This is a genomic window from Rhizobacter sp. Root1238 (assembly GCF_001425825.1).
GTDB lineage: Bacteria > Pseudomonadota > Gammaproteobacteria > Burkholderiales > Burkholderiaceae_C > Rhizobacter.
In genome coordinates this window covers 177232-199612 of the sequence record NZ_LMDM01000049.1, presented here as the reverse complement: position 1 = coordinate 199612, position 22381 = coordinate 177232, and the positions used below count along the sequence as shown (strand labels likewise).

Sequence of the window (22381 nt, the reverse complement as noted above, 5' to 3'; positions counted from 1 at the left end):
TCAGGCCTCGAGCCCGTAGCGTTCCATGCGCCGGTACAGCGCCTGGCGCGACAGCCCGAGCGCCGCGGCGGCGCGGCTGACGACGCCGTCGGCGCGCGCCAGCGCCGCCACCACCGTGTCGCGGCTCGGCTCGTCGAGGTTGCGCGCCGGCGCGGGTTCGGCCGGCGGCAGGCCGAGCAGGTCCGGCGTGACCGGCCCGCCGCGTGCCAGCAGCGCGGCCCGTTCGATCACGTTCTTCAGCTCGCGCACATTGCCCGGCCAGGCGTGCGCGAGCAGCTGCGCGCGCGCCGCATCGCCCAGCACCGCGCGGCCGGCGAGGAAGTGCTCGGCCAGCGGCAACACGTCGTCGCGGCGCTGCGCGAGCGGCGGCACCGCGACCTCGATCACGTTGAGCCGGTAGTACAGGTCTTCGCGGAACGTGCCGGCGCGCACCATCGCCTTCAGGTCGGCATTGGTCGCGCTGATCACGCGCACCCGCACCTGGCGCGTGCGCGACGAGCCGACGCGCTCGAAGCGTCCGGTCTCGAGCACCCGCAGCAGCTTCACCTGGCCGGACAGCGGCAGCGTGCCGATCTCGTCGAGGAACAGCGTGCCGCCATCGGCCGCGTCGAAGCGGCCGTCGCGCGACTTGCCGGCGCCGGTGAAGGCGCCGCTTTCGGCGCCGAACAGCTCGGCCTCGACCAGCTCGGACGGCAGTGCACCGCAATTGACCGCGACGAACGGGCCGTCGCGCACCGCCGAGTTCGCGTGCACGGTGGCGGCGACGCGCTCCTTGCCGCTGCCGTTGGGGCCGGTGACCAGCACCGGCAGCTCGGAGCGCGCGACCTGGCAGGCGAGCTCCAGCGTGCGTTCCATCGCATCGGACGCATAGACGATGCCGCCCAGGTCGTGGCGCTGCGCGAGCGCGTCGCGGCGGCGCCGGCGCTCGTCGCGCACGCGGGCCACCTCGCGCGTCGATTCGGACAGCTCCAGCAGGTTCTCGACGGTGGCGACCAGCTTCGCGTCGTCCCACGGCTTCGCGAGGTAGTCGGCCGCGCCGGCCTTCACCAGCTCGACGGCCGCCTCGAGCCGCGTCCAGGCGGTCAGCAGGATGACCGGCAGGTCGGGCTGGCGCTCGCGGATCGCGCGGAACAGCGCCACGCCCTCGGCGCCGGAGGTGGTGTCGGCGCTGAAGTTCATGTCCTGGATCACGACGTCGACCGGGCGGCGGTCGAGCGCGGCCAGGCCGTCCTGCGGAGTCAGCGCGACCTCGGCTTGGATGTCGTGCAGCGACAGCAGCAGCGAGAGGGCCTGGCCGACCGCGGGGTTGTCGTCGATGATCAGGATGCGGCGCATGGGGCGCGAGCTTACTAGGCCCCCCGCATCACGACCACCGGCGGCAGCGCGGCCGCACGCCGCGCCGGGCCGAGCACCGCGACCTGCCCGAGCACCCACAGCGTCACCGCGCCGATCGGCAGGCACACCCAGGGCAGCTGCGGCAGCTCGTACAGGCGCATCAGCAGCGCATTGACGCCGTACGCGGCCGTCATGCCGAGCACGATGCCCATCGTCGTCAGCAGGAAGTTCTCGGCCTGGAAGTAGCGCAGGATCTGCACCCGCGACGCGCCGAGCGCGCGGCGCACGCCGATCATGCGGGTGCGTTGCTGCACCCAGAAGCTGGCCAGCCCGACGATGCCGAACGCGGTGACCACCAGCAGCGCGATGCACACCGCGACCAGCAGCGCCGCCATCCAGCGGTCCTGGCGGTAGTACTCGTGGCGCAGGTCGTCGAAGGTCTGGCGCTCCATCACGATGCGCTGGCTGTCGACCGCCTGCAGCGCGGCGACCGCGTCCTTCAGCAGCCGCTCGCGCTGCGCCGGATCGGCGACGCGCACCAGGTAGTTGCCGTCGTTGTAGACCGGCTGCACCGGCAGCAGCGTCAGGTAGGCGCCGCGCGGACCGTTCGGCTGCGGGATCGCCATGTGCTCGACCACGCCGACCACACGCATCGGCGACGACCCGAACACGTACAGCGAGCGGCCGACCGCGCTGCCTTCGGGGAACAGGCGCGCCGCGGTGCCGCGGTCGACGATCACCGCCGGCACCTTCGGTTCCTCGGCCTCCAGCGCCGAGGCCGGCTGCACTTCTTCCGGCAGGAAGTCGCGGCCCTCGACCAGCTTCAGGCCGAGCGTCGCGAGCGCGTTCTCGCCGACCAGGTACAACGCCGCGCTGACCGTCGGCGACGGTTGGTCGGGCGAGATGTTGACGCCGGCATCGGACGAGCCGTTGCCGAACGGCACGTGGTTCACGCTGGTGGCCGACCGGACGCCCGGCAGCGCGCGCAGCGTCGCCAGGTCGCGCCGGGTCAGTGCCTCGGCGTTGTCGCGGCGGGCGATGTCGTTGAGCCGGATCTGCAGCAGCTCGGTCTCGGCCAGCCCGGTGGGCGCCTGCATGCGCTCCAGCCGCTCGCCGATCAGGAACAGCGCATTGCTGACGATCGCGCAGCTGAGCGCGACCTCGAGCACGATCAGCGCGGCGGCGGTCTTGTGGCGGCGCAGTGTCGACAGGATCGGTCGGAGGTCCATCATCGCGTTCTCCTCGGGTTCGTCGGGGCTTCTTCGTTCATTGCGACTTGAGCTGCAGCGCCGGCGCCACCTGGCAGGCGCGCCAGGCCGGCAGCAGCCCGGCGGCGAGGCTCGCGACCAGCGCGAGCACCAGCGTGGTGGCGAGCATCGGGGCATCGAGGTATGCCAGCTGCGCGTAGCTGGCCGGGTTCTGCCGCACGCCCCACAGCCCGAGCAGCGCGAGGCCGAGCCCGAGCACGCCGCCGACGACGCCGATGCTGCCGGCCTCGACCAGGAACTGCCCGAAGATCGCGCGCCGGGTCGCGCCGAGCGCACGCCGCACCGCGATCTCCGGCGCGCGGCGCATGCACTTGGCGAGCAGCAGCCCGACGGTGTTGGTCAGGCAGACCAGCAGGAAGCCGAAGGCCAGCCACAGCTGCAGGTGCACGTCGCCGGGCACGACGTGCTTGAATTCCATGCGCTCGGTGACGTTGCGCAGGCGCACGTTGGCCGGTCGTTCGAAGCGGCCGGCCGCGCGCTGCTGTTCGGAGTAGTCGGTGAGGTACTGCCGCAAGGCCGGCGCGTCGGCCGCCGACGGCATCTGCACCCAGTACTGCAGCCAGGCGCAGGGCGCGTTGACGGCGCGCGGGTCGGGCGACGTGCGGTTGCCCCAGCAGGTCAGGCTGCCGGCGATCGGCAGCTTCACCTGCAACGCGGTGGACAGCGGCGTGAAGACCTGTTCGGTCTTCGCGAAGCGGCCGGCGAACAGGTCGTAGTAGTGCGGCACCGGGCGCCACGGCGCGAGCACGCCGACGATGCGCAGGTCGTGGTCGCCGGCGCGCAGCAGGCGGCCGGTGCTGTCGGCGCCGTCGAACAGCTTCTGGTTCAGTTCGTGCGAGATCACCGCGACGCGCGCGGCGGCCGCGTCGTCCGCCGCCTCCCAGCCATGGCCGTAGCGCCACGGCGTCTCGAACATCGGGAAGAAGTCGGCGCTGGTGTAGCGGGCGCTCGCGAAGAATGCCGGCCGGTCGGCCTGCGCCGGCTGCACCGCGACCGAGCCGCCGGTCATCATCACCTGGCGTTCACCGCGGTGCTCGCGCATCAGCGCTTCGGCATCGAAGCGGGTCAACTGCTCCAGCGGTTCGGCGCCGGGCGGCGCGGCGCCGCGTTCGCTGGCATCGAGCTGCACGTAGAACAGCCGGTCGCTCTTGCCGGGGATCGGGTCGCCGGACAGCACATGGAACACCGTCAGCGTCGTCATGCTGGCGCCGATGCCCAGCGCGATCGCGAGCACCATCAGCGCGGTCAGCGCGGGGCTGCGCCGGAAGCTGCGCAGCGCCAGGTCGAGGTGGTAGCCAAGCATCAGGGAATCTCCTGTTTCAGCAAGGTGTTGACGGCCGCGAGGTCGGCCTCATCGATGCGGCCGGCCGCCTGCAGCAGCAGCAGCCGGCTCAGCACGAACTGGTGACGCGCCTGCGAGTACGCAGCCTGCGCGGAGGCCTGGGTCTGGATCGCGAGCAGCAGGTCGGTCATCGTCTGCGTGCCGAGCTCCTGCCCGATGCGTGTGGAAGCAAGCGCGCGGCCGGCCGACTCGACCGCGGCGCGCGTCGCCTCGATGCGGCCGATGCCCGCGGCGATGCTGCGGTACTGCTCCAGCGTCTCGCGCGCGACGCGCCGACGGCGCAGCTCGTAGTCGTCGCGCGCGGCATCCTGCTGGTGCAAGGCCTGGCGCAGCCGCGACTGCGTGGCCCCGCCGGCGAACAACGGCACGTTGAGCACGATGCCGACGCTGGCGACGTTGCGGCCATCGGTGTTGCTCGCCGGCGTCGGCCAGGCGGCGGCGCGGCCGACACCGAGGTTGGCACTGAGCGTCGGCAGATGACCGGCACGCGCCGTCGCGATGTCCTGGCCGGCCGCCTCGACGACATGGCGCTGCGCCGACAGGCTCGGGTTGTGCAGTAGCGCGTCGTCGACCCAGGCCTGCGGGTCGGCCGGTGCCGGCGGCGCCATCGGCAGCTCGTCCTGCAGCCGGTTCAGCGCCGGCGCCGGCTGCCCGGTGATCTCGGACAGCGCCTCGCGCGCCTCGTCGCGCGCCTGGCGGGCCTCGATGCTGGCGGCGCGCGCCGCCGCGTGGTAGGCCCGCGCCTGCTCCACGTCGACCTGCGCCGTCAGCCCGTTGCGAAAGCGCTGGTCGGACTGCTCCACCTGCTGCCGATAGGCATCTTCATTGGCCTCGACCTGGCGCACCGCATCGTCGGCGGTGAGCACGTCGAAGTAGGCCCGGGCCACGCGCGCGCACAAGGCCTGCTCGGCGGCGCGCAACAAGTCGTCCTGAGCCTCGGCCTGCGACTGCGCGACATGCAGCTGCGACAAGCGGGCCACATCCACCAGCACCTGGTTCAGCGTGACGGAAGCCGTGCGGCTGCTGTTGCGCTCGCTTGCATCGCCACCCGGCTGCGTGCGGTCGAACGAGACCCCTGCCGAGGCTTGGGGCAACAGTGGTGCGCGAGACTGCACGACCACTTCTCGAGCGATGCCGCGCTGAGCATCCGCCGCCGACAGCACCGGGTCAGCGCGGCGGGCTTGCTGGTAGATCTGCAGCAGGTCGTCGGCCCTGGCGGGGGTTGAAGTGATCGCTGTCGCGATGATGATGACGATGCTTTGTGCGATGGTTCTGAGCGTCGCGGGGGGTGGCGGAATGCGCTGGGGGCTCATGCCGAGGCGGTCGGCCCTGGCGGGCCGACTGCACGAAGAAGACGGGCTCCGGGGTCGCGCCGCGAAACTCCCTCCGCTCACTTCGTTCGCTGTGGTCAAACAGTCGCGGCGAGTCAGTTTCACGAAGCGCGCAAGCGCGCCGACCCCGAAGCCCGTCTTCTTCGTCGCCTCAGAAATCGCCCCCAGCGCATTCCGCCACCCCCCGCGAAGAACCATCGCCTTGGGTTGGGGGAAAAGACCGAACAGACCGACAAGCACGCGAGCAGCCGAAGCCCCTTCGTCCCTCCGTTCAATCTTTTCCACCTCCACCCCAAGCGCTGCGGTGTCGGCAAAGGCGCGGGTGGGGAGGCTGTGGCGCGCCAATAAGGAGGGGGCGCCGGAGCTGGCTGGCTTCATGGCCCGCGCGCGCAGCGCGCTTCGTGAACTGACTGTCGCCGACTGTTTGACCACAACGAACGAAGTGAGTGGAGGGAGTTTCGGCGACGGGCCATGAAGCCAGCCAGCGGAGGGAAGTNGCTTCGTGAACTGACTGTCGCCGACTGTTTGACCACAACGAACGAAGTGAGTGGAGGGAGTTTCGGCGACGGGCCATGAAGCCAGCCAGCGGAGGGAAGTTCTCGGCCCCCCAGGGCCGAGGACCGCCCCCGACGGCGCGCCACAGCCTCCCCACCCGCGTCTTTGCTCGCGTCCATCTCACCCAACCAGTTCATCCGCAGAAGCTGAACTCAGCCGCAGCTCATCAGACACATCGACCACCTGACCATCGACGACATGCACGTTCCGCTGCGCCCGCGCCGCCAGCTGCGGATCGTGCGTGACCATCACGATCGTCGCGCCCGAGCGGTGCAGCTCTTCCAGCAGCGCCATCACGCTGCGTGCCATCTGGCTGTCGAGGTTGCCGGTCGGTTCGTCGGCCAGCAGCAGCCGCGGGCTGCCGGCCAGCGCACGGGCGATCGCAACCCGTTGCTGCTGTCCACCCGACAGTTCGGCGGGGTAGTGGCGTTCGCGTGCTGCGAGCCCGACCCGCTCCAGCGCATCGCGCACGCGGCGGCGCCGCTCGTCGGCCTTCATGCCGCGGTAGCGCAACGGCACCTCGACGTTGTCGGCGACGTTCAGGTCCGGGATCAGGTTGAAGGCCTGGAAGATGAAGCCGATCTTCTCGTTGCGGATGCGCGAACGGGCGTTGTCGTCGAGCTGGCTCACCTCGATGCCGTCGAGCAGGTAGCTTCCGCCGGTCGCGGCCTCCAGCAGGCCGGCAATCGTCAGGAACGTCGTCTTGCCGGAGCCGGACGGGCCGGTCACCGCGACGAACTCGCCTTCCTTCACGTCGAGGTTGAACGCGCGCAGCGCATGGGTCTCGATCACTTCGGTGCGGTAGACCTTGGACAGGCCGGTCATCTTGAGCATGGGACGTCCTTCGATGGAAACGGTGGGTGGCTGGCTCATTGGCTGATCGCGACGGTCTCGGCGCCCTGGAACAGCTCGGCGCCGGAGACCACCACGCGATCGCCGACGTTCAGTCCGCCCAGGATCTCGACCTTGTCGAGGCTGCGCGCGCCGGCACGGATCGGTGTCTTGACGGCCACGCCGTCGCGCAGCACATACGCATGGGCACCGCCGGCCTCGTCGATGAAGCTCCCGCGCTGCACCGCCAGCACGTCGTCGCGCTTGTCGAGCAGCACGCGCACCGCCAGGCGCTGGTTCTGGCGCAGCTGGCTCGGCTGCTCCGAGGCGCCGCCGGTGAAGCGCAGGCGGGCCGCGACCTCGTTGTTGACGACCTCGGGCGACACCGCGCTGACGGCCGCGCGCCAGGTGTGGCCGTTGCCGCTGATCTCGCCGGGCATGCCGACCGCGAGGTCGCGCGCAAAACTCTCGGCCACCTGCATCTGCACCTCCAGCGCCGACAGGTCGATCACCGACAGCAGCTGCGCATCCTTCGCGACGTTCGCATGCTCGGCGATGAACAGCTGTCCCACCTGTCCTTCGACCGGCGAGCGCACGGCCAGGCTGTCGACCTGGCGCTGCAGGTCCTTCACCATCAGCAGCTGGCGCGCATGCGCGAGCTGCTTCGCCTGCACGTCGAACTTCAGGCTGTCGTCCTTCAGCTTCAGGCCGGCCTCGGCATGCTCCAGCGCAATGCGCGCCTTCTGCAGCGTGTCGCGTGCATGCTCGACCTGCATGCCCGACACCGCGCCGGCATCGAACGCCTTCTGCTGGCGCGCCAGGTCGTTCTGCGCGCTGCTGTGGTCGACGCGCGCCGCGTCGAAGGCCGCCTGCAGCGCGCCGCGCTGCTGACGCGCATCGACCTCGGTGCGCAGCACGTCGGCCTTCATCGCGTCGGCGTTCGACAGCTCCTGCGCCAGCTTCGCGGCCAGCTCGGGGCTCTCGATCAGCGCCAGCACCTGGCCACGCGCGACGCGGTCGCCGGCATGCACTTTCAGCGTCGCGGCGCCCCCACCGGCGGCATACAGCGTCGGGCTGACGGCCGCGACCACCTTGCCTTCGGCCGCGATGTCGCGCACGAACGGGCCGCGCTGCACCGTCGCGATCAGCAGGCGCGAGGCCGAGACCGACGGGCCGGACGACCAGCCGTGGCGCAGCGCGGGCGTCGAGACCGCCACCGCCGCGAGGGCCGCCAGCGCTGCGCCGATCGCGAGCCACGGCCCGACCCGCAGCCGGCGCTTCGGCAGCGGCTGGTCCTGGGCGGAGGTGTCGCGGATCACGGGAGCGTCGTTCGCAGCGTTCATGGGCTGCTTCATTGCAACGCCCGTGCCCGTGCGGGCCGGCCATCAAAGTTCCATCAAATCAACGGCTTGGCGCGGATTGCCCCTGGTGCCGATGTGTCCGCGGACACCCGCCGGACGGACAGCGGACAGCGCGCCGACAATCCGCGGCCATGAACTCGACACCCACCGCCCTGGCCGCACTGATGCAGGCCTTCTTCGACGCCGTGTCCTTCGAGCCCGGAGGGCGACCGCCGTACGAGCGGCTGCACGGGCTGTTCATCGACGGCGGCCTGCTGATCCGCAACATCGGGCCGGCGCCCGAGGTGACGACGGTCGCGCAGTTCATCGCGCCGCGCCAGCGCTCGGTCGACGCCGGCGAGCTGACCGCCTTCCGCGAGACCGAGCTGGCCGAGATCACCGAGGTGTTCGGCCAGGTGGCCCACCGGATGAGCACCTACGCGAAGACCGGCACGCTGAACGGCCAGGCCTTCGCGGCGCGCGGCGTGATCTCGACGCAGTTCGTCTCGACCCCGGCCGGCTGGCGCATCAGCGCGATGGCCTGGGACGACGAACGCCCCGGCCTCGCGATGCCGGCGCGCTACGAGCCGCCGGCGGGCTGAATCTTCCTCAGCCCTTGAACGGGTTGGCGGTCGCGAACCACAGCCCGATGCCGGTCGCGATGATGAACGCGCCGTCGAGCACGCCGACCAGCAGGAACACCTTCTGCTGCAGCGGCTCCATCAGCTCGGGCTGGCGCGCCGACGCTTCGAGGTACTTGCTGGCCATCACGCCGACGCCGAGGCAGGAGCCGATCGCGCCGAGGCCGATCATGTGGCCGACGGCCAGCGGGACGAGGTTGAGGGTGCTGGCATCATTCATGAATGCTCCTTCGGGGTGGGTGTGAGGACATGGCTGCATCTTCGCGGCCCGGTCGCACACGGTCGATGACCTCCGAGGTCATGTCACAGGAGAACCCGATGCCGATCCCGCCGCTGTTCGTCCGCAATATCACGCTGCCCGACGGCCGCCGCCACCACGACGTGCTCGCGCGCGACGGCCGCATCGAGGCCATCGCGCCGAACCTGCCGCTGCCCGACGGCGCGACGCTCGTCGACGGCCAGGGCTGGCTGCTGTCGCCCCCCTTCGTCGACGCCCACTTCCACATGGACGCGACGCTCAGCCACGGCCTGCCGCGCGTCAACCAGAGCGGCACGCTGCTCGAAGGCATCGCGCTGTGGGGCGAGCTGAAGCCGCTGCTGACGCAGGAGGCGCTGGTCGAGCGCGCGCTGCAGTACTGCGACTGGGCGGTCGCCAAGGGGCTGCTCGCGGTGCGCTCGCATGTGGACGTCTGCGACGACCGGCTGCTGGCGGTCGATGCGCTGCTGCAGGTGAAGCAGCGCGTGAAGCCCTACCTCGACCTGCAGCTGGTCGCGTTCCCGCAGGACGGCGTGCTGCGCTCGCCGACCGCGCTGGCCAACCTGAAGCGCGCGCTCGACCGCGGCGTCGACGTGGTCGGCGGCATCCCGCACTTCGAGCGCACGATGGCCGACGGCGCCGAGAGCGTGCGCCTGCTGTGCGAGCTGGCCGCCGAGCGCGGGCTGCGCGTCGACATGCACTGCGACGAGAGCGACGACCCGCTGTCGCGCCACATCGAGACACTCGCGTTCCACACGCAGCGGCTCGGGCTGCACGGCCGCGTCACCGGCTCGCACCTGACCTCGATGCACTCGATGGACAACTACTACGTCAGCAAGCTGCTGCCGCTGATCGCCGAGGCACAGGTGCATGCGGTCGCGAACCCGCTGATCAACATCACGCTGCAGGGCCGCCACGACAGCTACCCGAAGCGCCGCGGCATGACGCGCGTGCCGGAGCTGATGGCCGCCGGCGTCAACGTCGGCTTCGGCCACGACTGCGTGATGGACCCGTGGTATTCGTCGGGCAGTGCCGACATGCTGGAGGTCGCGCAGATGGGCCTGCACGTCGCGCAGATGACCTCGCAGGCGCAGATGCGCGCCTGCTTCGACGCGGTCACCGTCAACAGCGCGAAGATCCTCGGGCTCGACGGCTACGGGCTGGCGGTCGGTTCGCGCGCCGACTTCGTGCTGCTGCAGGCGCGCGACCCGGTCGAGGCGATCCGGCTGCGCGCGACGCGGCTCGCGGTGGTGCGCAGTGGGCAGGTCGTTGCACAGACGCCGGCGACCACCGCGACGCTGACGCTGCCGGGGCGGCCGGGCAGCGTCGACTGGACGCTACGGCGTTGATTACTCCTAGCGGCCTGCTGCTTCGCGAAAGTACCTGATCCGGTCGTCGTCCGCCGGGTGCGACGCGATCGCGATGCCGAGCCAGCCCGGTTCGTCGCCGCCGGCGCGCTTGCGGCGCTCTCCGGCGATCTTCTCGAAGAAGCGCACCATCGCGTCGGGCGAGATGCCGGCCGCCTTCATCAGCCGCACGCTGTCGGCGTCGGCCTCGCGCTCGGCATCGCGCGCATAGCCGGCCTGCCCCAGCACCAGCGGCACGCCGGCCAGCAGGCTGCTGAAATCGCCGAGCACGACGCTCGTCACGACGCCCAGTGCGGTCGCCTGCACCAGCATGCGCAGCCCGTGGCGATGCCGCACATGGCCGAGCTCATGGCCGAGCACGCCGAGGATCACCGCCTCGTCGCCGTCGACCAGCGCGACCAGCTCGTCGGTCAGCACCATCGTGCCGCCGGGCAGCGCGAACGCGTTCGGGCCCAGCGACTTGTCCTTGCCGCGGCGGAACAGCAGCTCGTGCGGCGGCGCGTCCTGCGGCCAGGTCTGCGCCACCGCGCGCTCGAACGCGGCGCGCAGCCGCGCCTGCTGCGCCGGCGGCAGCGCGCTCGGCTGCACCAGGTCGCCGTCGACCGATTTCAGCGCGGCGTTGCCGATCTCGCGGTCGACCGAGGCCGGCAGCATCGCGACGACGGCGCGCGACGCCCAGGGCAGTCCCCACAGGTAGCCGGCGGCCAGCACCAGCACCAGCGCGGCGACGATGCCGCCGACCCAGCGCCAGCTCTGCTGCGCGCGCACCACCAGCGTCTCGCTGCGGCCGCTGGCAAGCGCCCAGGCATCCCAGGCGGCGGCCTCGGTGCAGTGCAGCGCGCCGCCGTCCTTCAGGTGTGCGACGCGCGCGCCGTGGCGGGTGCGCTCCGGCCATTGCACGTCGGCCAGCGGCACGCTGCGCGCGATGCCGTCGCCGGCGATCAGCAGCCGCTCGCCGCTGACGTGAATGCGCACGCGGTGGCTGCGCGCGCTGCGGCCGTCGAAGAAATCGACCGCGAGGGCAGGACCGGCCGGCGCGTTCACAGCCCGACGTCGATGCCGAAGAAGTCGCCGGCCGCGTCGCCGGCGGCATCGCCGTCCTGGCCGGCCTGCGCGACCAGCGCGTCGAGGTGGGTGCGGCTGACGATGCCGACCGACTCGAGCCGCAGCCGCGTCAGCGCGACGCGCGCGAACGGCCAGTACAGCCCGAGCGTCACGACCATCAGCAGCCAGTTCTGCAGCGTCGTGCGCAGCAGCGGCCAGAACCGCAGGTCGCTCTTGAAGCGCAGGTGCTTGTTGCCGGTGCGCGACCACAGCAGGTTCTGGAAGCGCGACGTGAAGTACGGGCGGGCGAAGACCTGCATCAGCAGCGACACCGCGAAGAACAGCACGACGACGAAGATCGCGGCCGCGATGCCGCCCCGCCGGCCGGCCCCGACGCCGCTGTGGCGCAGCCAGTCGCCCAGGCCGTCGCCGAGCAGCGCGAACCCGCCGGCCATCAGCAGGCCGACGGCGAGGCCGGACAGCAGCCACACGCCCAGGCTCTTCAGGCACAGCCCGTAGAACGACCCGGAGCCGGCACGCAGCTCGGTCTGCAGCTGCGCGAACGCATAGTGGTCGTGCTGGTACTTCTTCAGGTTCCAGAGCAGCAGCGGCAGCGCCAGCAGCGTCAGTCCCATCACGCTGCCGAAGGCCGCGCCGAACCAGCCGGGCGGGTGGGCCTGGTCGGGCACCGCGGCGAGCACGGCGGCCAGCACCGCGCTCGGCGCGAACAGCGGCAGCAGCGCGCGGTAGGCCCCGCCGGTGCTGCCCTTGAAGCGGAACCGCAGTCCGCGCCAGCTGGTGTTGGCCATCCGGAATTGCAGCGAGGACTTGAACAGGGCCGGCCACAGCAGCGCGACGATCACGAAGGCCAGCAGCCCGGCCACCGGCGAGAAGCTGCCGGCCACGGTGTACAGCACGCCGAGCAGCGCCACCAGCAGGTAGCCGCGCAGCATCTTCTTCGGGTCGCCGTGGAAGCCCAGCGGATGGCCGGCCACCAGCGTGTTGCCGTGGAAGTAGCGCAGCCGCCGCACCTTGGCCCACGGGAAGTAGAGCCCGAGGGTGACCAGCGTCAGCAGCAGGTTGACGATCCAGATGCGGAAATACTCGCTGCCCGAGCCGGTGAAGCGGATCGGCAGGCGCTCGGTGAGCGTGCTGTCGAAACTGGACGGGGTGGCCGATGGGGGCAGCGTGGTGTCGAGCGTCGAGACGACGCCGTTCAGGCCGGCGCTGTCGATGCTGGCGCTCTGCGCCGGCTGGTCGCCGTCGGACGCGATGAATCCCTCTTGCGGCGGTGTCATGCAGTGTTGCGTCGTGCCCTGGAATGGCCGGCGTTCTCCCTCTGCGAAAAATGTACCACCGCGCTGTTCGCTCGCGAGAGGCCACCGCCATACTCCCCTGTTCGAGGCCATGGGGGAGCGCACCCTTCGCTAGAATCGTTTTCACTCCAGGGACACCCACACATGAAACTCATCGGCTCGCTCGCAAGCCCCTACGTGCGCAAGGTGCGCATCGTGATGGCGGAAAAGAAGCTCGACTACCAGTTCGAACTGGAAGACGTGTGGACGCGCGACGCGATCATGAAGTCCAACCCGCTCGGCAAGGTGCCGGTGCTGGTGATGGAAGGCGGCGAGGCGGTGTTCGATTCGCGCGTGATCGTCGAGTACATCGACACCCGTTCGCCGGTCGGCAAGCTGATCCCCGAGACCGGCCGCGAGCGCACCGAGGTGCGCACCTGGGAAGCGCTCGGCGACGGCCTGCAGGATGCCGCGATCCTGGCCCGGCTCGAGCAGACCTGGGCCGGCCGCAGCGAGGGCCAGCGCAGCGCGGCCTGGGTCAGCCGGCAGATGGACAAGGTGCACGCCTGCCTGGCCGCGATGAGCCAGGGCCTGGGCGACAAGGCCTGGTGTTCGGGGACGCATTTCACGCTGGCCGACATCGCGACCGGCTGTGCGCTCGGGTACCTCGACTTCCGCTTCGCGCACATCGACTGGCGGGCGAGTTACCCGAACTTGTCGAAGCTCTACGAGAAGCTGGCGCTTCGGCAGAGTTTCATTGATACGGCGCCGCCGAAGGGTTGAGGCGCGCTGCGTGAGGGGTTCGTTCACTGCGTGAGGCCGCGCCGGGTCTCGCCCCGGCGGGCGAGTCACTTTCATTTGAGCCCAAATGAAAGTAACCAAAGCAAAGGGCTGAACCCGAACACCATACGGTTCGTTCTGACTCGCTGCGGACAACACTGCCACTTCGGCTAGGGCTCCACCTTCGCCGGGATTGTTGACCGTTCTTCTCCACCCGGCTCGCTGCGCTTCGCCAGGATGACGCGGCGGTCGCGGGGGCGAGACGAAGCGACGAGCGCGAGTCGAGTGGCAGGGGGAGAACAACAATCCCGACGAACGGGGATGTGCAGCCGAGTGGCAGTGTTGTCCGCAGCGAGACTGAACGAACCGTATGGTGTGTGTTGAGGCCCTTTGCTTTGGTTACTTTCATTTGAGCCAGCAAATGAAAGTGACTCGCCCGGCAGGGCGAAACCTGCCGGTGGCACAGCTCAGCGTCCGGGGCGAGACCCGGCAGCAGCCTCACGCAGTAAGCGAAAGCCCATTAGCCCGAATATCGAACTGCAGCTTCTGATAAACCCTGCGGATCCCGCAAGCGACGGTATGCACGCTCGCATGCCACTGCTGCGCGATCTCGTCGATCAGGTAGCCCTGCGCCAGCCACTGCAGGATCTGCCGCTCCATCCCGGTCAGCACCAGCGGGTTCAACGCCTCGGTCATCGTGTCGGCCAACAGGTACCGCGGCGGCGCCTCGAAGTGCGACAGCACCTGGCGGGCAATGGTCGGCGTCATCGGCGATTCGCCCCGCACCACCTCCTGCAGCCTGCTGATCAGCGCTTCGTGCGAATTGGCGTGCACCCAGTAGCCGTCGGCACCGGCCCGCAAGGCCTGCAGCAGCACCGTGTCGTCGTGCGACATCAGCGTCACCAGCACCTGCGGTCGCGTCGCACGGCCGCCCTGGCGCAGGTCGCCGAGCAGGCCGTCGACCGGGCCGTCCTGCACCCGCAGGTCGGTCACCAGGATGTCGGGGTCGGTGCGCGCGATCAGCAGGCGCGCCTCCTCGACCGTGTGAACCGTGCCGACCACCTGGAAACCCGGGGTGGCAGCGATCAGGGCGGCCAGGTGGGGGCTGGCCTCGTGGTCGCGCTGCAGTAAGACGAGGGACGGCATGTAAAACGGTCGGGCACGAAGATCGCTCATTCTTCGGCGCGCCACCCGCCGGTGCATCCCCACGACCCCGGGGCACCACCCCCCCTGACTAAGGGGTCATCGCAAAACTGTGGGCCTGCGCCGCCGGCCAGTACAGCCGGAAGACGTTGTGCGCCGGCTCGCTGCCGTCGAGCAGCGAACCCGGCTTCAGGAACGGCAGCAGGTTCGCGAGCAGCTTCACCTCGTGGTCGGCGGAGCGCCGCACGATGTGCGATGCGGTGATGCCGCCCGGGTGCGCCAGCCCGGCCGCCTGCACCAGCTCTTTCAGCGCGCGCAGCGTGTTCTGGTGATAGTGGAAGACGCGTTCCGACTTGGTCGGCACCACCAGCGCACGCTGGCGCTGCGGGTCCTGCGTGCTGACGCCGGTCGGGCAGTTGCCGGTGTGGCAGGCCTGCGCCTGGATGCAGCCGAGCGCGAACATGAAGCCGCGCGCCGCGTTGCACCAGTCGGCACCGAGCGCCATCATCCGCGCGATGTCGAACGCGCTGACCACCTTGCCGGCGCAGCCGAGCTTGACCTGGTCGCGCAGGTTCAGCCCGACCAGCGTGTTGTGCACCAGCAGCAGGCCCTCCTGCAGCGGCGCGCCGACGTGGTCGGTGAACTCCAGCGGCGCGGCGCCGGTGCCACCCTCGGCCCCGTCGACGACGATGAAGTCGGGCGCGATGCCGGTGGCAAGCATCGCCTTCGCGATAGCGAACCACTCCCACGGGTGGCCGATGCACAGCTTGAAGCCGGTCGGCTTGCCGCCCGACAGCGTGCGCAGCCGCTCGATGAAATGCATCATCTCGACCGGTGTGTCGAACGCGCTGTGGCGGGCCGGCGAGATGCAGTCGACCCAGGCCGCGACACCGCGCGCCTCGGCGATCTCGGGCGTGACCTTCGGTCCCGGCAGCACGCCGCCATGGCCGGGCTTCGCCCCCTGGCTCAGCTTCAGTTCGATCATCCGCACCTGCGGCTGGGTCGCGTTGTCGGCGAAGCGCTGTTCGTTGAAGCTGCCGTCGTCGTTGCGGCAGCCGAAGTAGCCGGAGCCGATCTCCCAGATGAGGTCGCCACCGTTCTCGCGGTGGTGCCGGCTGATGCTGCCTTCGCCGGTGTCGTGCGCGAAGCCGCCGCGCTTCGCGCCGGCGTTCAGCGCCAGGATGGCATTGGCCGACAGCGCGCCGAAGCTCATCGCCGAGATGTTGAAGACACTGGCCGAATAGGGCTGCGCACGGCCGGCACCGATCATCACGCGGAAGTCGTGCGTCGGCAGCTCGGTCGGCACCAGCGAATGGTTGATCCATTCGTAGCCGAGTGCGCCGACGTCCATCTGCGTGCCGAAGGGTCGCTTGTCGGGGTCGTTCTTCGCGCGCTGGTAGACCAGCGAGCGCTGCTGGCGCGAGAACGGCGCCGCCTCGTTGTCGCCCTCGATGAAGTACTGGCGCATCTCGGGGCGGATGAACTCCAGCAGGAAGCGCAGGTGCCCGATCACCGGGTAGTTGCGCAGCACCGAATGCCGGGTCTGCATCACGTCGCGCGCGCCCACCGCGAGCAGCAACGCGAACAGCAGCACGAAGGTCAGCCCGACATGAAAGGCCACCAGCGTGAACGCGCTGAGCAGCAGGCCGACCGCACACACCAGCCAGGCGCTGTAGCGGATCGGGAAATACCGGTTCAGCCGGAGCAGCCAGTCTTGCATCGGAGCCTCCTCGTGGTCGCGCGATGGTAGTCGCTGGCCCGGCGCGGCGAATGACGGAACAACGAGACCGAAGCCTTGCTGTTCGGGCGACCCGCGGGGGGTGACGGCGATGGACAGCATCGGCACCGCTCCGTATGCTCGCGCGATGACCTCCTTCCCGTTTCGCCGCGCACTGTGCGGCACCGTGCTGTGCAGCTTCGTCAACGTCGCCGCTGCGGACGACAAGCTGTCCGACCTGAATGCCACGCTCGTCGGCACGCCCTGGACGCTGCAGACCCTCGGCGGCGCGGCCCAGGCGCAGGTCGCGGGCGGCACGCCGGTGCAGTTGAAGCTCGACGCCGCGTCCAGGCGCCTGAGCGGCCACACCGGCTGCAACCGGCTGATGGGCCGCTTCGTGCAGCGCGGCACGCTGCTGACGCTGTTGCCGCTCGGCACCACGCGCATGGCTTGCGCCGAACCGGCGATGACGCAGGAGCAGGCGGTGCTGAAGATGCTCGGCGAGGTCGACGGCTACCGCGTCGAGAACCGCACCCTCAGCCTGCTGCAGGGCGAGGTGGTGCGGGCGACCTGGAGCGCACCGGCGCCGAAAGAGGTTGCCGAGAAAACAAGGAAGCCGGCGACGCCCTGAGCGCCGCCGGCCGGGTCACGCGAACCCGCTGCGCGAGCTCAGTTCTTCGGCTTGCCGGACTCTTCGCTGCGCTCGATCTGGCCATTCTTCATCGCGCGCTTCGTTTCGGCCTTCACATCGGCCCGGTCGGCCGGCGGCGGCGATCCGGCGGCCGGCGGCGGCATCTTGTTCAGGTCGCCTTCCGACGTCTTCATCTCGCCCATCGCCTTCGCGGCCTTGGTGTCCGCCTTGACCTGCTCGCGCGTCGTTTCCGACGTGACCGGCTTGCGCTTGTTGTTGTGCTGCTCGCCGATCGGCACCTTCTTGCCGGTCGCCGCGGCGTCGCGGGTTTCGGCCTTGACCTGCTCGCGCGTCTTCGGCGCGGACGGGTCGTCGGTGGTGGTCTGGGCGAGCACGGTCTGCGAACCGAAGGCGCCGGCCAGCAGTGCGGAGAGCAAAAGCATCTTGTGGGTCATGGTGATCCCTTTCCGTTGAATGGAGTGATCCCATCAGACCCGGTTGCGACGCCACGGCCCATCAGCCGGGACCGGGCGCTGCGGTAGGAATTGCCCGACCTTCGCGTCAGTGCACCTGTGTCAGCCGAGCAATTTCGCAACCGGGTGGCCGCGCAGCCGGTGCGCCTGCGGCATGTCGCTGCCGAGCAGCGGCCGCAGGTAGCTGCGGAACGCGTCGGTGACGGCATGGCCGCCCTCGGCGATGAACACGTCTTCCATCACCCGCGTCTTGCCGGCCACCGCTTCCAGCGGCAGCAGCTCGTAGCGCACCGCATAGTCGCCACAGCGCTGGATCGCGACCGAACCGTCGCGGTCGCCGCGCAGCGCGAACTGCAGCGCGGTCTCGCCGACCTCGCGCGCCTCGCGCTGGTCGACGTCCGACACGCAGCCGAGGAACGAGCGCTGCAGGTAGCCGAAGGTGTCGCCGCGCACGCGCTTGATCTTCAGCTGGTCCTTGATCAGGTCGCACAGCAGGTCGGCCAGCGCGCCGGTGCCCGACAGCTGCACGTTGCCGTGCGCATCGCGCTCCGGCCCGCCGCTGGCGAGTTGCGCCGCAATCGGCTCGCCCGACGCGTCGTGGATGCCTTCGGAAACCGCGATCACGCAGCGCCCGAGGCGCTGGTGCGTCGCGCGCACGTCGGCCAGGAAGCGCTCGCGTTCGAACACGCGCTCGGGCAGGTAGATCAGGTGCGGGCCGTCGTCCGGGTAGCGCGCGCCGAGCGCGGCCGCCGCCGTCAGGAAACCGGCATGCCGGCCCATCACGACGCCGAGGTAGACGCCCGGCAACGCGGCGTTGTCGAGGTTGGCGCCGGCAAAGGCCTGCGCGACGAAGCGCGCCGCTGAGGCATACCCCGGCGTGTGGTCGTTGCCCACCAGGTCGTTGTCGATGGTCTTCGGCACGTGGATGCAGCGCAGCGGGTGGCCGGCCTGGCGGGCCTCGTCGCTGACGATGCGCACGGTGTCCGACGAATCGTTGCCGCCGATGTACAGGAAATGGCTGATGCCGTGCGCCTGCAGCACCTTCAGGATCGCGCGGCAGTAGGCCAGGTCGGGCTTGTCGCGGGTGCTGCCGAGCGCCGACGCGGGCGTCGCGGCCACAGCCTCGAGCTGCTGCGGGGTTTCGCGCGCGAGGTCGACGAAGTCCTCGTCGACGATGCCGCGCACGCCGTGGCGGGCGCCGTAGACGGCCCTCACCTCGGGGAAGCGCTGCGCCGCGAGCACCGCGCCGACCAGCGACTGGTTGATCACGGCGGTCGGGCCACCGCCCTGGGCGATCAGGATCCTGGCGTCGGGCGTCGTCGGCATGGGCTGCTCCGCGGCGGTTCTGGAAGACGCCAAGGGTAGCGGCTGCAGCGGCGGCCGGCTATCCCGGGATCATTTGGTGGAGAACAGCTTGGCGGCGCGGCCCTTCAACTCGAGCAATTCGCTCGGCGTCACCGAGTACGCGCCCGACATGATGTCCACCTCGATGCGGAATTCGACGTCCCGCTTGCCGTTGGTCAGCAGCCCGGAGGTGAACTCGTAGGTTTCGTCCTCGATCGGCATGCCCTCGGCCTTCACGTCGTAGTCCTCGTACTGCACGTTGCGGATCTCGCCGCTGGCCAGGTCGAGCATGCCGGTGGAACGGATGACGGACTCGGTGAGCTCGTCGAAGATGACAATCGGCAGTTTCAGGTCCACAGCAGGCTCCAGGGAGAATCGGGTGCGCCATCGTCTTCGATGCGCGGGCCGACATTCTAGGGACCTGCCCGAGGTCCCGCCGTCATCCACCCCGTCCCCACCCACCGGAACCCCCACCTTGAACATCCACCTGAGCCTCACCCCCCTGATTTCGCTGATCGCCGGCATCCTGGTGCTGGTCATGCCGAAGCTGCTGAACTTCATCGTCGCGATCTACCTGATCGTGATCGGCCTGGTCGGGCTGTTCGGCATGTCGTCGTTCCGCCTGCACTGAACCGCGGCCCGCGCCGCGATCAGCCGTCGAGTTCCTCGTCGGCGGTGATCTTCAGGCGGACCCGCCGCACGCCCTGCACCTCGGTGCGGGCCGTCACCCGCAGCGGCTCGCCGACCGGCACGACCCTGCGCAGCCGCACGTCCAGCGAATCGCTGCCGGCGTGCGTCGCGACGCGGCGCGTCCAGGCCTGGGCCCCGTCGACCAGCACGCGCAGCGCGTGGGCCGCGTCGTCGCCGCCCAGCGGGTTGGCCACCTCGAAGCTGCAGAAGATCTCGAAGCGGCGCTCGCGCGTCGCGTGCGGCGGGATGTCGAGCTGGGCGGCGTCGTGGTCGCCGGCGTCCTCGGACCAGTGTTCGGCGACGTCGCGCGACCGATCTGACATGGCGGCTGCCTGGGAAGGCTTCATCGGGTGTCTCGCATGCGCAAAAGTGGGGATGCTAGCGGGCCAGCAAAACCGCGGTCGATGCCCCACAATTGCCACTCCACCGGAGAGCGCCATGGGCACCCGTTTCGCACGCACCGCTTTCGCGCTGATCAGCATCGTTGCCGTCGCCGGCGCGGTGTTCCGGGTTGCCACCGCCCCCGACCGCATCCGCGAACGCCACCAGACCGCGCGGACGGTCTGCCTGCAGAAAGGCGGCGAGTGGGTCACCGTCGACAACAACGAGATCTGCCGCAGCCGGGAGCTGGCCAAGCAGATGTGACGGGCTCAAAGCTGAACCCGCTCGCCCTGAGCCCGTCGAAGGGTCGGGCTGAGCCTGTCGAAGCCCTTCAATGACTGATCATCCAAGGCCGCTTGCCGGCAAATGAGCGCGGCGCCTTCGCCGCGTCGCCGCTGCGCTTCGGCCCGGCACAGCACCCGCACCCGGCCGGATGCCGGTAGCGCGCCGATTCCTTCGGCTCGTGCTGCGCCCGCTCGTTGGTCGCGAGCGCCAGGCGCCGCTCGGCCGGCATGTCGGCGAGCCGGGGCGCGGCCAGCCAGGCGCGTGCCGACGGCATCTCGCAACGCGGGCAATCGGCCGGCACGTCGCGCTCGGCCATGCGCCGCAACGCATCGAACGGCCCGCACTGCGGGCACTGGTAGTCGTAGGTCGGCATCGTCGTCGCTCCGGCTTCAGAGGTCCGGCGACAGCGGCATCTCCGGCCCGCCCTGGATGTGCTTCACCGGACCGCTGGCGTTCGGCCGGATGTCGAAATCGAAGATCTGCGTCGGCAGCCACAACGTCGCGCAGGAGTTGGGGATGTCGACCACGCCGCTGATGTGCCCCTGCACCGGCGCGGTGCCGAGGATCGAATACGCCTGGGCCTTGCTGTAGCCGAACTTCGTCAGGTACTCGATCGCGTTCAGGCAGGCCTGGCGGTACGCGACGTTGACGTCCAGGTAGTGCTGCTTGCCGGCCTCGTCGACCGAGATGCCCTCGAAGATCAGGTAGTCGTTGTAATGCGGCGTGATCGGGCTCGGCCGGAAGATCGGGTTCTTGATGCCATACATCGCCATCCCGCCCTTGATCACCTCGACCTTCATGTGCACCCAGCCGGCCATCTCGATCGCGCCGCAGAAGGTGATCTCGCCGTCGCCCTGGCTGAAGTGCAGGTCGCCGACCGACAGGCCCGCGCCCTTCACGTACACCGGGAAGTAGATCTTCGAGCCGCGCGACAGGTCCTTGATGTCGCAGTTGCCGCCGTGCTCGCGCGGTGGCACGGTGCGCGCCCCCTCGGCGGCCGCCTTGGTCTTCGCGTCGCCGCCCAGCTTGCCGAGGTGCGCGGTGGCGGCGAACGGCGGGTTCGCCAGCGGCGGCACGCGGTCGGGCTCGGTCGCGATCAGGCCGACCTCGCGCTCGTTCCACTTCTCCAGCAGCGACGGGTCCGGCAGGCAGCCGATCAGCCCGGGGTGGATCAGCCCGGCGTAGTTCACGCCCGGCACGTGGCGCGACTTGGTGAACATGCCCTGGATGTCCCAGATCGACTTCTGCGCGAACGGGAAGTGGTCGGTCAGGAAGCCGCCGCCGTTGTTCTTCGAGAAGAAGCCGTTGAAACCCCACAGGCTGTCGGCCTTGGCACCGATGTCCAGCAGGTCGACCACCAGCAGGTCGCCCGGCTCGGCACCGTGCACACCGACCGGGCCCGACAGGAAGTGCACGATCGACAGGTCGATGTCGCGCACGTCGTCGGCGCTGTCGTTGTTCTGGATGAAACCGCCGGTCCAGTCGTAGGTTTCCAGCACGAAGTCCTCGCCCGGCTTGACCCAGCAGGCCATCGGGATGTCCGGATGCCAGCGGTTGTGGATCTGCTCGTTCTCGTACGGCGACTGCTTCAGGTCGACCTTGATCAGGGTGTCGGGCATGGCGTGCTCCTGGGGGTGTTTGTTCAGACGGAAAGGAACTGCTTGATGCGCTGCACGTCGGTGCTCGCGCGCGGGCTCTCGTGCACCAGCCGGCCGCCCTCGATGACGAACAGCCGGTCGGCCACGTCCAGCGCGAAGCTCAGCACCTGCTCCGACACGACGATCGTGATCTCGCGCCGCTTGCGGATCTCGTTCAGCGCACGGGCGATGTCCTTGATGATCGACGGCTGGATGCCTTCGGTCGGCTCGTCGAGCAGCAGCACCTTCGGGTTGGTGACGAGCGCGCGTGCGATCGCGAGCTGCTGCTGCTGGCCGCCCGACAGGTTGCCGCCCTTGCGCGCGCGCATGTCGAACAGCACCGGGAACAGCGCGTAGATCTCGTCGGGGATGCGCCGGCTCGCGGCGTTCTCCAGGCCGGTGCGGATGTTCTCCTCGACCGTCAGCGTCGGGAAGATCATCCGGCCCTGCGGCACGTAGGCCAGGCCCTTGCGCACGCGCTGGAAGCTCTCGTCCTTCGTGACCTCGCGGCCGTCGACCTCGATGCTGCCGGACTTGACCGGCAGCACGCCCATCAGGCTCTTGAACAGCGTGGTCTTGCCCATGCCGTTGCGGCCCATCACCGCGACGGTCTCGTTCTTCCTCGCCTCGAAGTCGATGCCGTGCAAGGCCTCGCTCTGGCCGTAGGCGACGTGCAGGTTCCTGACTGTGAGCAT

At 69.9% G+C, this 22381-nt stretch carries 24 protein-coding genes; 6 read left to right on the top strand and 18 right to left on the bottom strand.

Translation table 11 applies throughout. The features are described from left to right. The 6 genes from ASC98_RS28030 to ASC98_RS28005 form a co-directional block, all read right to left on the bottom strand. On the bottom strand, window positions 1–1335 hold the full coding sequence (locus ASC98_RS28030) for a sigma-54 dependent transcriptional regulator (RefSeq protein WP_056813629.1): 1335 nt from the start codon (window positions 1333–1335) through the stop codon (window positions 1–3). A 14-nt stretch (window positions 1336–1349) separates the two neighbouring features. Further along, window positions 1350–2567 carry an ABC transporter permease gene (locus ASC98_RS28025; RefSeq protein WP_200953018.1) on the bottom strand — a complete coding sequence of 406 codons (1218 nt, stop codon included), beginning with the start codon at window positions 2565–2567 and terminating at the stop codon, window positions 1350–1352. A 34-nt stretch (window positions 2568–2601) separates the two neighbouring features. Next, complete coding sequence (locus ASC98_RS28020; protein WP_056813626.1) at window positions 2602–3906, bottom strand: ABC transporter permease; 1305 nt, start codon at window positions 3904–3906, stop codon at window positions 2602–2604. Further along, entirely contained in the window at window positions 3906–5258 is a 1353-nt protein-coding gene (locus tag ASC98_RS29925) for a TolC family outer membrane protein (RefSeq protein WP_157597925.1), read from the bottom strand. The genes ASC98_RS28020 and ASC98_RS29925 overlap by 1 nt, the downstream gene beginning before the upstream one ends. Before the next feature lie 693 nt (window positions 5259–5951). After that, entirely contained in the window at window positions 5952–6665 is a 714-nt protein-coding gene (locus ASC98_RS28010) for an ABC transporter ATP-binding protein (protein ID WP_056813619.1), read from the bottom strand. A 35-nt stretch (window positions 6666–6700) separates the two neighbouring features. Beyond that, window positions 6701–8005 carry an efflux RND transporter periplasmic adaptor subunit gene (locus ASC98_RS28005; protein WP_200953017.1) on the bottom strand — a complete coding sequence of 435 codons (1305 nt, stop codon included), beginning with the start codon at window positions 8003–8005 and terminating at the stop codon, window positions 6701–6703. Window positions 8006–8154: 149 nt separating this feature from the next. Between ASC98_RS28005 and ASC98_RS28000 the strand changes: the two genes are divergently transcribed. Further along, entirely contained in the window at window positions 8155–8604 is a 450-nt protein-coding gene (locus tag ASC98_RS28000) for a hypothetical protein (protein ID WP_056813616.1), read from the top strand. Between the two features lie 7 nt (window positions 8605–8611). Here the strand turns inward: ASC98_RS28000 and atpE are convergent, their stop codons facing one another. Beyond that, the gene (gene atpE / locus ASC98_RS27995) at window positions 8612–8863 is read right to left on the bottom strand and encodes a F0F1 ATP synthase subunit C (protein WP_056813613.1); all 252 of its coding nucleotides are present in this window, start codon (window positions 8861–8863) and stop codon (window positions 8612–8614) included. A 98-nt stretch (window positions 8864–8961) separates the two neighbouring features. Here atpE and ASC98_RS27990 point away from each other — a divergent pair, with 98 nt between their 5' ends. Beyond that, entirely contained in the window at window positions 8962–10248 is a 1287-nt protein-coding gene (locus ASC98_RS27990; protein WP_056813816.1) for an amidohydrolase family protein, read from the top strand. A 6-nt stretch (window positions 10249–10254) separates the two neighbouring features. Here ASC98_RS27990 and ASC98_RS27985 read toward each other — a convergent pair whose 3' ends face one another. Both ASC98_RS27985 and ASC98_RS27980 read right to left on the bottom strand, forming a co-directional pair. Beyond that, window positions 10255–11310 carry a M48 family metallopeptidase gene (locus ASC98_RS27985; RefSeq protein WP_056813610.1) on the bottom strand — a complete coding sequence of 352 codons (1056 nt, stop codon included), beginning with the start codon at window positions 11308–11310 and terminating at the stop codon, window positions 10255–10257. Then, complete coding sequence (locus ASC98_RS27980; protein WP_056813607.1) at window positions 11307–12608, bottom strand: YjgN family protein; 1302 nt, start codon at window positions 12606–12608, stop codon at window positions 11307–11309. Before ASC98_RS27980 ends, ASC98_RS27985 begins: the two co-directional genes overlap by 4 nt. Window positions 12609–12770: 162 nt before the next feature. Between ASC98_RS27980 and ASC98_RS27975 the strand changes: the two genes are divergently transcribed. Then, on the top strand, window positions 12771–13388 hold the full coding sequence (locus tag ASC98_RS27975; RefSeq protein WP_056813603.1) for a glutathione S-transferase N-terminal domain-containing protein: 618 nt from the start codon (window positions 12771–12773) through the stop codon (window positions 13386–13388). A gap of 495 nt (window positions 13389–13883) precedes the next feature. On the opposite strand, the gene ASC98_RS27970 is transcribed toward ASC98_RS27975, so the two are convergent. Together ASC98_RS27970 and ASC98_RS27965 are read right to left on the bottom strand one after the other, a co-directional pair. Beyond that, complete coding sequence (locus ASC98_RS27970) at window positions 13884–14531, bottom strand: response regulator transcription factor (RefSeq protein ID WP_056813600.1); 648 nt, start codon at window positions 14529–14531, stop codon at window positions 13884–13886. Window positions 14532–14619: 88 nt separating this feature from the next. Next, window positions 14620–16248, bottom strand: coding sequence for an FMN-binding glutamate synthase family protein (locus ASC98_RS27965; protein ID WP_056813597.1), 1629 nt, complete (start codon window positions 16246–16248; stop codon window positions 14620–14622). Between the two features lie 145 nt (window positions 16249–16393). Here ASC98_RS27965 and ASC98_RS27960 point away from each other — a divergent pair, with 145 nt between their 5' ends. Beyond that, complete coding sequence (locus tag ASC98_RS27960; protein WP_162249270.1) at window positions 16394–16876, top strand: META domain-containing protein; 483 nt, start codon at window positions 16394–16396, stop codon at window positions 16874–16876. Window positions 16877–16914: 38 nt separating this feature from the next. Here the strand turns inward: ASC98_RS27960 and ASC98_RS27955 are convergent, their stop codons facing one another. The 3 genes from ASC98_RS27955 to ASC98_RS27945 form a co-directional block, all read right to left on the bottom strand. Then, window positions 16915–17331, bottom strand: a complete 417-nt coding sequence (locus ASC98_RS27955) for a DUF4148 domain-containing protein (RefSeq protein WP_056813592.1) — start codon at window positions 17329–17331, stop codon at window positions 16915–16917. A 120-nt stretch (window positions 17332–17451) separates the two neighbouring features. Next, entirely contained in the window at window positions 17452–18675 is a 1224-nt protein-coding gene (locus tag ASC98_RS27950) for a 6-phosphofructokinase (RefSeq protein ID WP_056813589.1), read from the bottom strand. A gap of 69 nt (window positions 18676–18744) precedes the next feature. Further along, window positions 18745–19050, bottom strand: coding sequence for a hypothetical protein (locus tag ASC98_RS27945; RefSeq protein ID WP_056813586.1), 306 nt, complete (start codon window positions 19048–19050; stop codon window positions 18745–18747). Window positions 19051–19168: 118 nt separating this feature from the next. Here ASC98_RS27945 and ASC98_RS29920 point away from each other — a divergent pair, with 118 nt between their 5' ends. Continuing rightward, on the top strand, window positions 19169–19324 hold the full coding sequence (locus ASC98_RS29920) for a DUF3096 domain-containing protein (RefSeq protein WP_082541910.1): 156 nt from the start codon (window positions 19169–19171) through the stop codon (window positions 19322–19324). Between the two features lie 19 nt (window positions 19325–19343). Here the strand turns inward: ASC98_RS29920 and ASC98_RS27940 are convergent, their stop codons facing one another. Continuing rightward, on the bottom strand, window positions 19344–19706 hold the full coding sequence (locus ASC98_RS27940) for a hypothetical protein (RefSeq protein ID WP_056813581.1): 363 nt from the start codon (window positions 19704–19706) through the stop codon (window positions 19344–19346). A 115-nt stretch (window positions 19707–19821) separates the two neighbouring features. Here ASC98_RS27940 and ASC98_RS27935 point away from each other — a divergent pair, with 115 nt between their 5' ends. Continuing rightward, the gene (locus ASC98_RS27935; RefSeq protein ID WP_056813578.1) at window positions 19822–20028 is read left to right on the top strand and encodes a hypothetical protein; all 207 of its coding nucleotides are present in this window, start codon (window positions 19822–19824) and stop codon (window positions 20026–20028) included. 67 nt (window positions 20029–20095) lie between these two features. On the opposite strand, the gene ASC98_RS27930 is transcribed toward ASC98_RS27935, so the two are convergent. Genes ASC98_RS27930 through urtE form a run of 3 tightly spaced genes read right to left on the bottom strand, consistent with a single transcriptional unit; the run spans window position 20096 to window position 22381 of the window. Continuing rightward, window positions 20096–20422, bottom strand: coding sequence for a zinc ribbon domain-containing protein (locus ASC98_RS27930; protein ID WP_056813576.1), 327 nt, complete (start codon window positions 20420–20422; stop codon window positions 20096–20098). 16 nt (window positions 20423–20438) lie between these two features. Further along, on the bottom strand, window positions 20439–21668 hold the full coding sequence (gene fmdA / locus ASC98_RS27925; RefSeq protein ID WP_056813573.1) for a formamidase: 1230 nt from the start codon (window positions 21666–21668) through the stop codon (window positions 20439–20441). Window positions 21669–21691: 23 nt separating this feature from the next. Next, window positions 21692–22381: an urea ABC transporter ATP-binding subunit UrtE gene (urtE, locus tag ASC98_RS27920; RefSeq protein ID WP_056813570.1), complete on the bottom strand. Its 690-nt coding sequence runs from the start codon at window positions 22379–22381 to the stop codon at window positions 21692–21694.

Bases quoted from the DNA above. Each gene is read 5' to 3' on its own strand.
- atpE (WP_056813613.1), bottom strand. From the start codon at position 8,863: ATGAATGATGCCAGCACCCTCAACCTCGTCCCGCTGGCCGTCGGCCAC.
- ASC98_RS27965 (WP_056813597.1), bottom strand. From the start codon at position 16,248: ATGCAAGACTGGCTGCTCCGGCTGAACCGGTATTTCCCGATCCGCTAC.
- ASC98_RS28030 (WP_056813629.1), bottom strand. From the start codon at position 1,335: ATGCGCCGCATCCTGATCATCGACGACAACCCCGCGGTCGGCCAGGCC.
- ASC98_RS27955 (WP_056813592.1), bottom strand. From the start codon at position 17,331: ATGACCCACAAGATGCTTTTGCTCTCCGCACTGCTGGCCGGCGCCTTC.
- ASC98_RS28010 (WP_056813619.1), bottom strand. From the start codon at position 6,665: ATGCTCAAGATGACCGGCCTGTCCAAGGTCTACCGCACCGAAGTGATC.
- ASC98_RS27960 (WP_162249270.1), top strand. From the start codon at position 16,394: ATGACCTCCTTCCCGTTTCGCCGCGCACTGTGCGGCACCGTGCTGTGC.
- ASC98_RS27980 (WP_056813607.1), bottom strand. From the start codon at position 12,608: ATGACACCGCCGCAAGAGGGATTCATCGCGTCCGACGGCGACCAGCCG.
- ASC98_RS27950 (WP_056813589.1), bottom strand. From the start codon at position 18,675: ATGCCGACGACGCCCGACGCCAGGATCCTGATCGCCCAGGGCGGTGGC.
- ASC98_RS27935 (WP_056813578.1), top strand. From the start codon at position 19,822: ATGGGCACCCGTTTCGCACGCACCGCTTTCGCGCTGATCAGCATCGTT.
- ASC98_RS27970 (WP_056813600.1), bottom strand. From the start codon at position 14,531: ATGCCGTCCCTCGTCTTACTGCAGCGCGACCACGAGGCCAGCCCCCAC.
- ASC98_RS28005 (WP_200953017.1), bottom strand. From the start codon at position 8,005: ATGAACGCTGCGAACGACGCTCCCGTGATCCGCGACACCTCCGCCCAG.
- ASC98_RS27930 (WP_056813576.1), bottom strand. From the start codon at position 20,422: ATGCCGACCTACGACTACCAGTGCCCGCAGTGCGGGCCGTTCGATGCG.
- ASC98_RS28025 (WP_200953018.1), bottom strand. From the start codon at position 2,567: ATGATGGACCTCCGACCGATCCTGTCGACACTGCGCCGCCACAAGACC.
- ASC98_RS29925 (WP_157597925.1), bottom strand. From the start codon at position 5,258: ATGAGCCCCCAGCGCATTCCGCCACCCCCCGCGACGCTCAGAACCATC.
- fmdA (WP_056813573.1), bottom strand. From the start codon at position 21,668: ATGCCCGACACCCTGATCAAGGTCGACCTGAAGCAGTCGCCGTACGAG.
- ASC98_RS28000 (WP_056813616.1), top strand. From the start codon at position 8,155: ATGAACTCGACACCCACCGCCCTGGCCGCACTGATGCAGGCCTTCTTC.
- ASC98_RS27940 (WP_056813581.1), bottom strand. From the start codon at position 19,706: ATGTCAGATCGGTCGCGCGACGTCGCCGAACACTGGTCCGAGGACGCC.
- urtE (WP_056813570.1), bottom strand. From the start codon at position 22,381: ATGCTCACAGTCAGGAACCTGCACGTCGCCTACGGCCAGAGCGAGGCC.
- ASC98_RS27975 (WP_056813603.1), top strand. From the start codon at position 12,771: ATGAAACTCATCGGCTCGCTCGCAAGCCCCTACGTGCGCAAGGTGCGC.
- ASC98_RS27990 (WP_056813816.1), top strand. From the start codon at position 8,962: ATGCCGATCCCGCCGCTGTTCGTCCGCAATATCACGCTGCCCGACGGC.
- ASC98_RS28020 (WP_056813626.1), bottom strand. From the start codon at position 3,906: ATGCTTGGCTACCACCTCGACCTGGCGCTGCGCAGCTTCCGGCGCAGC.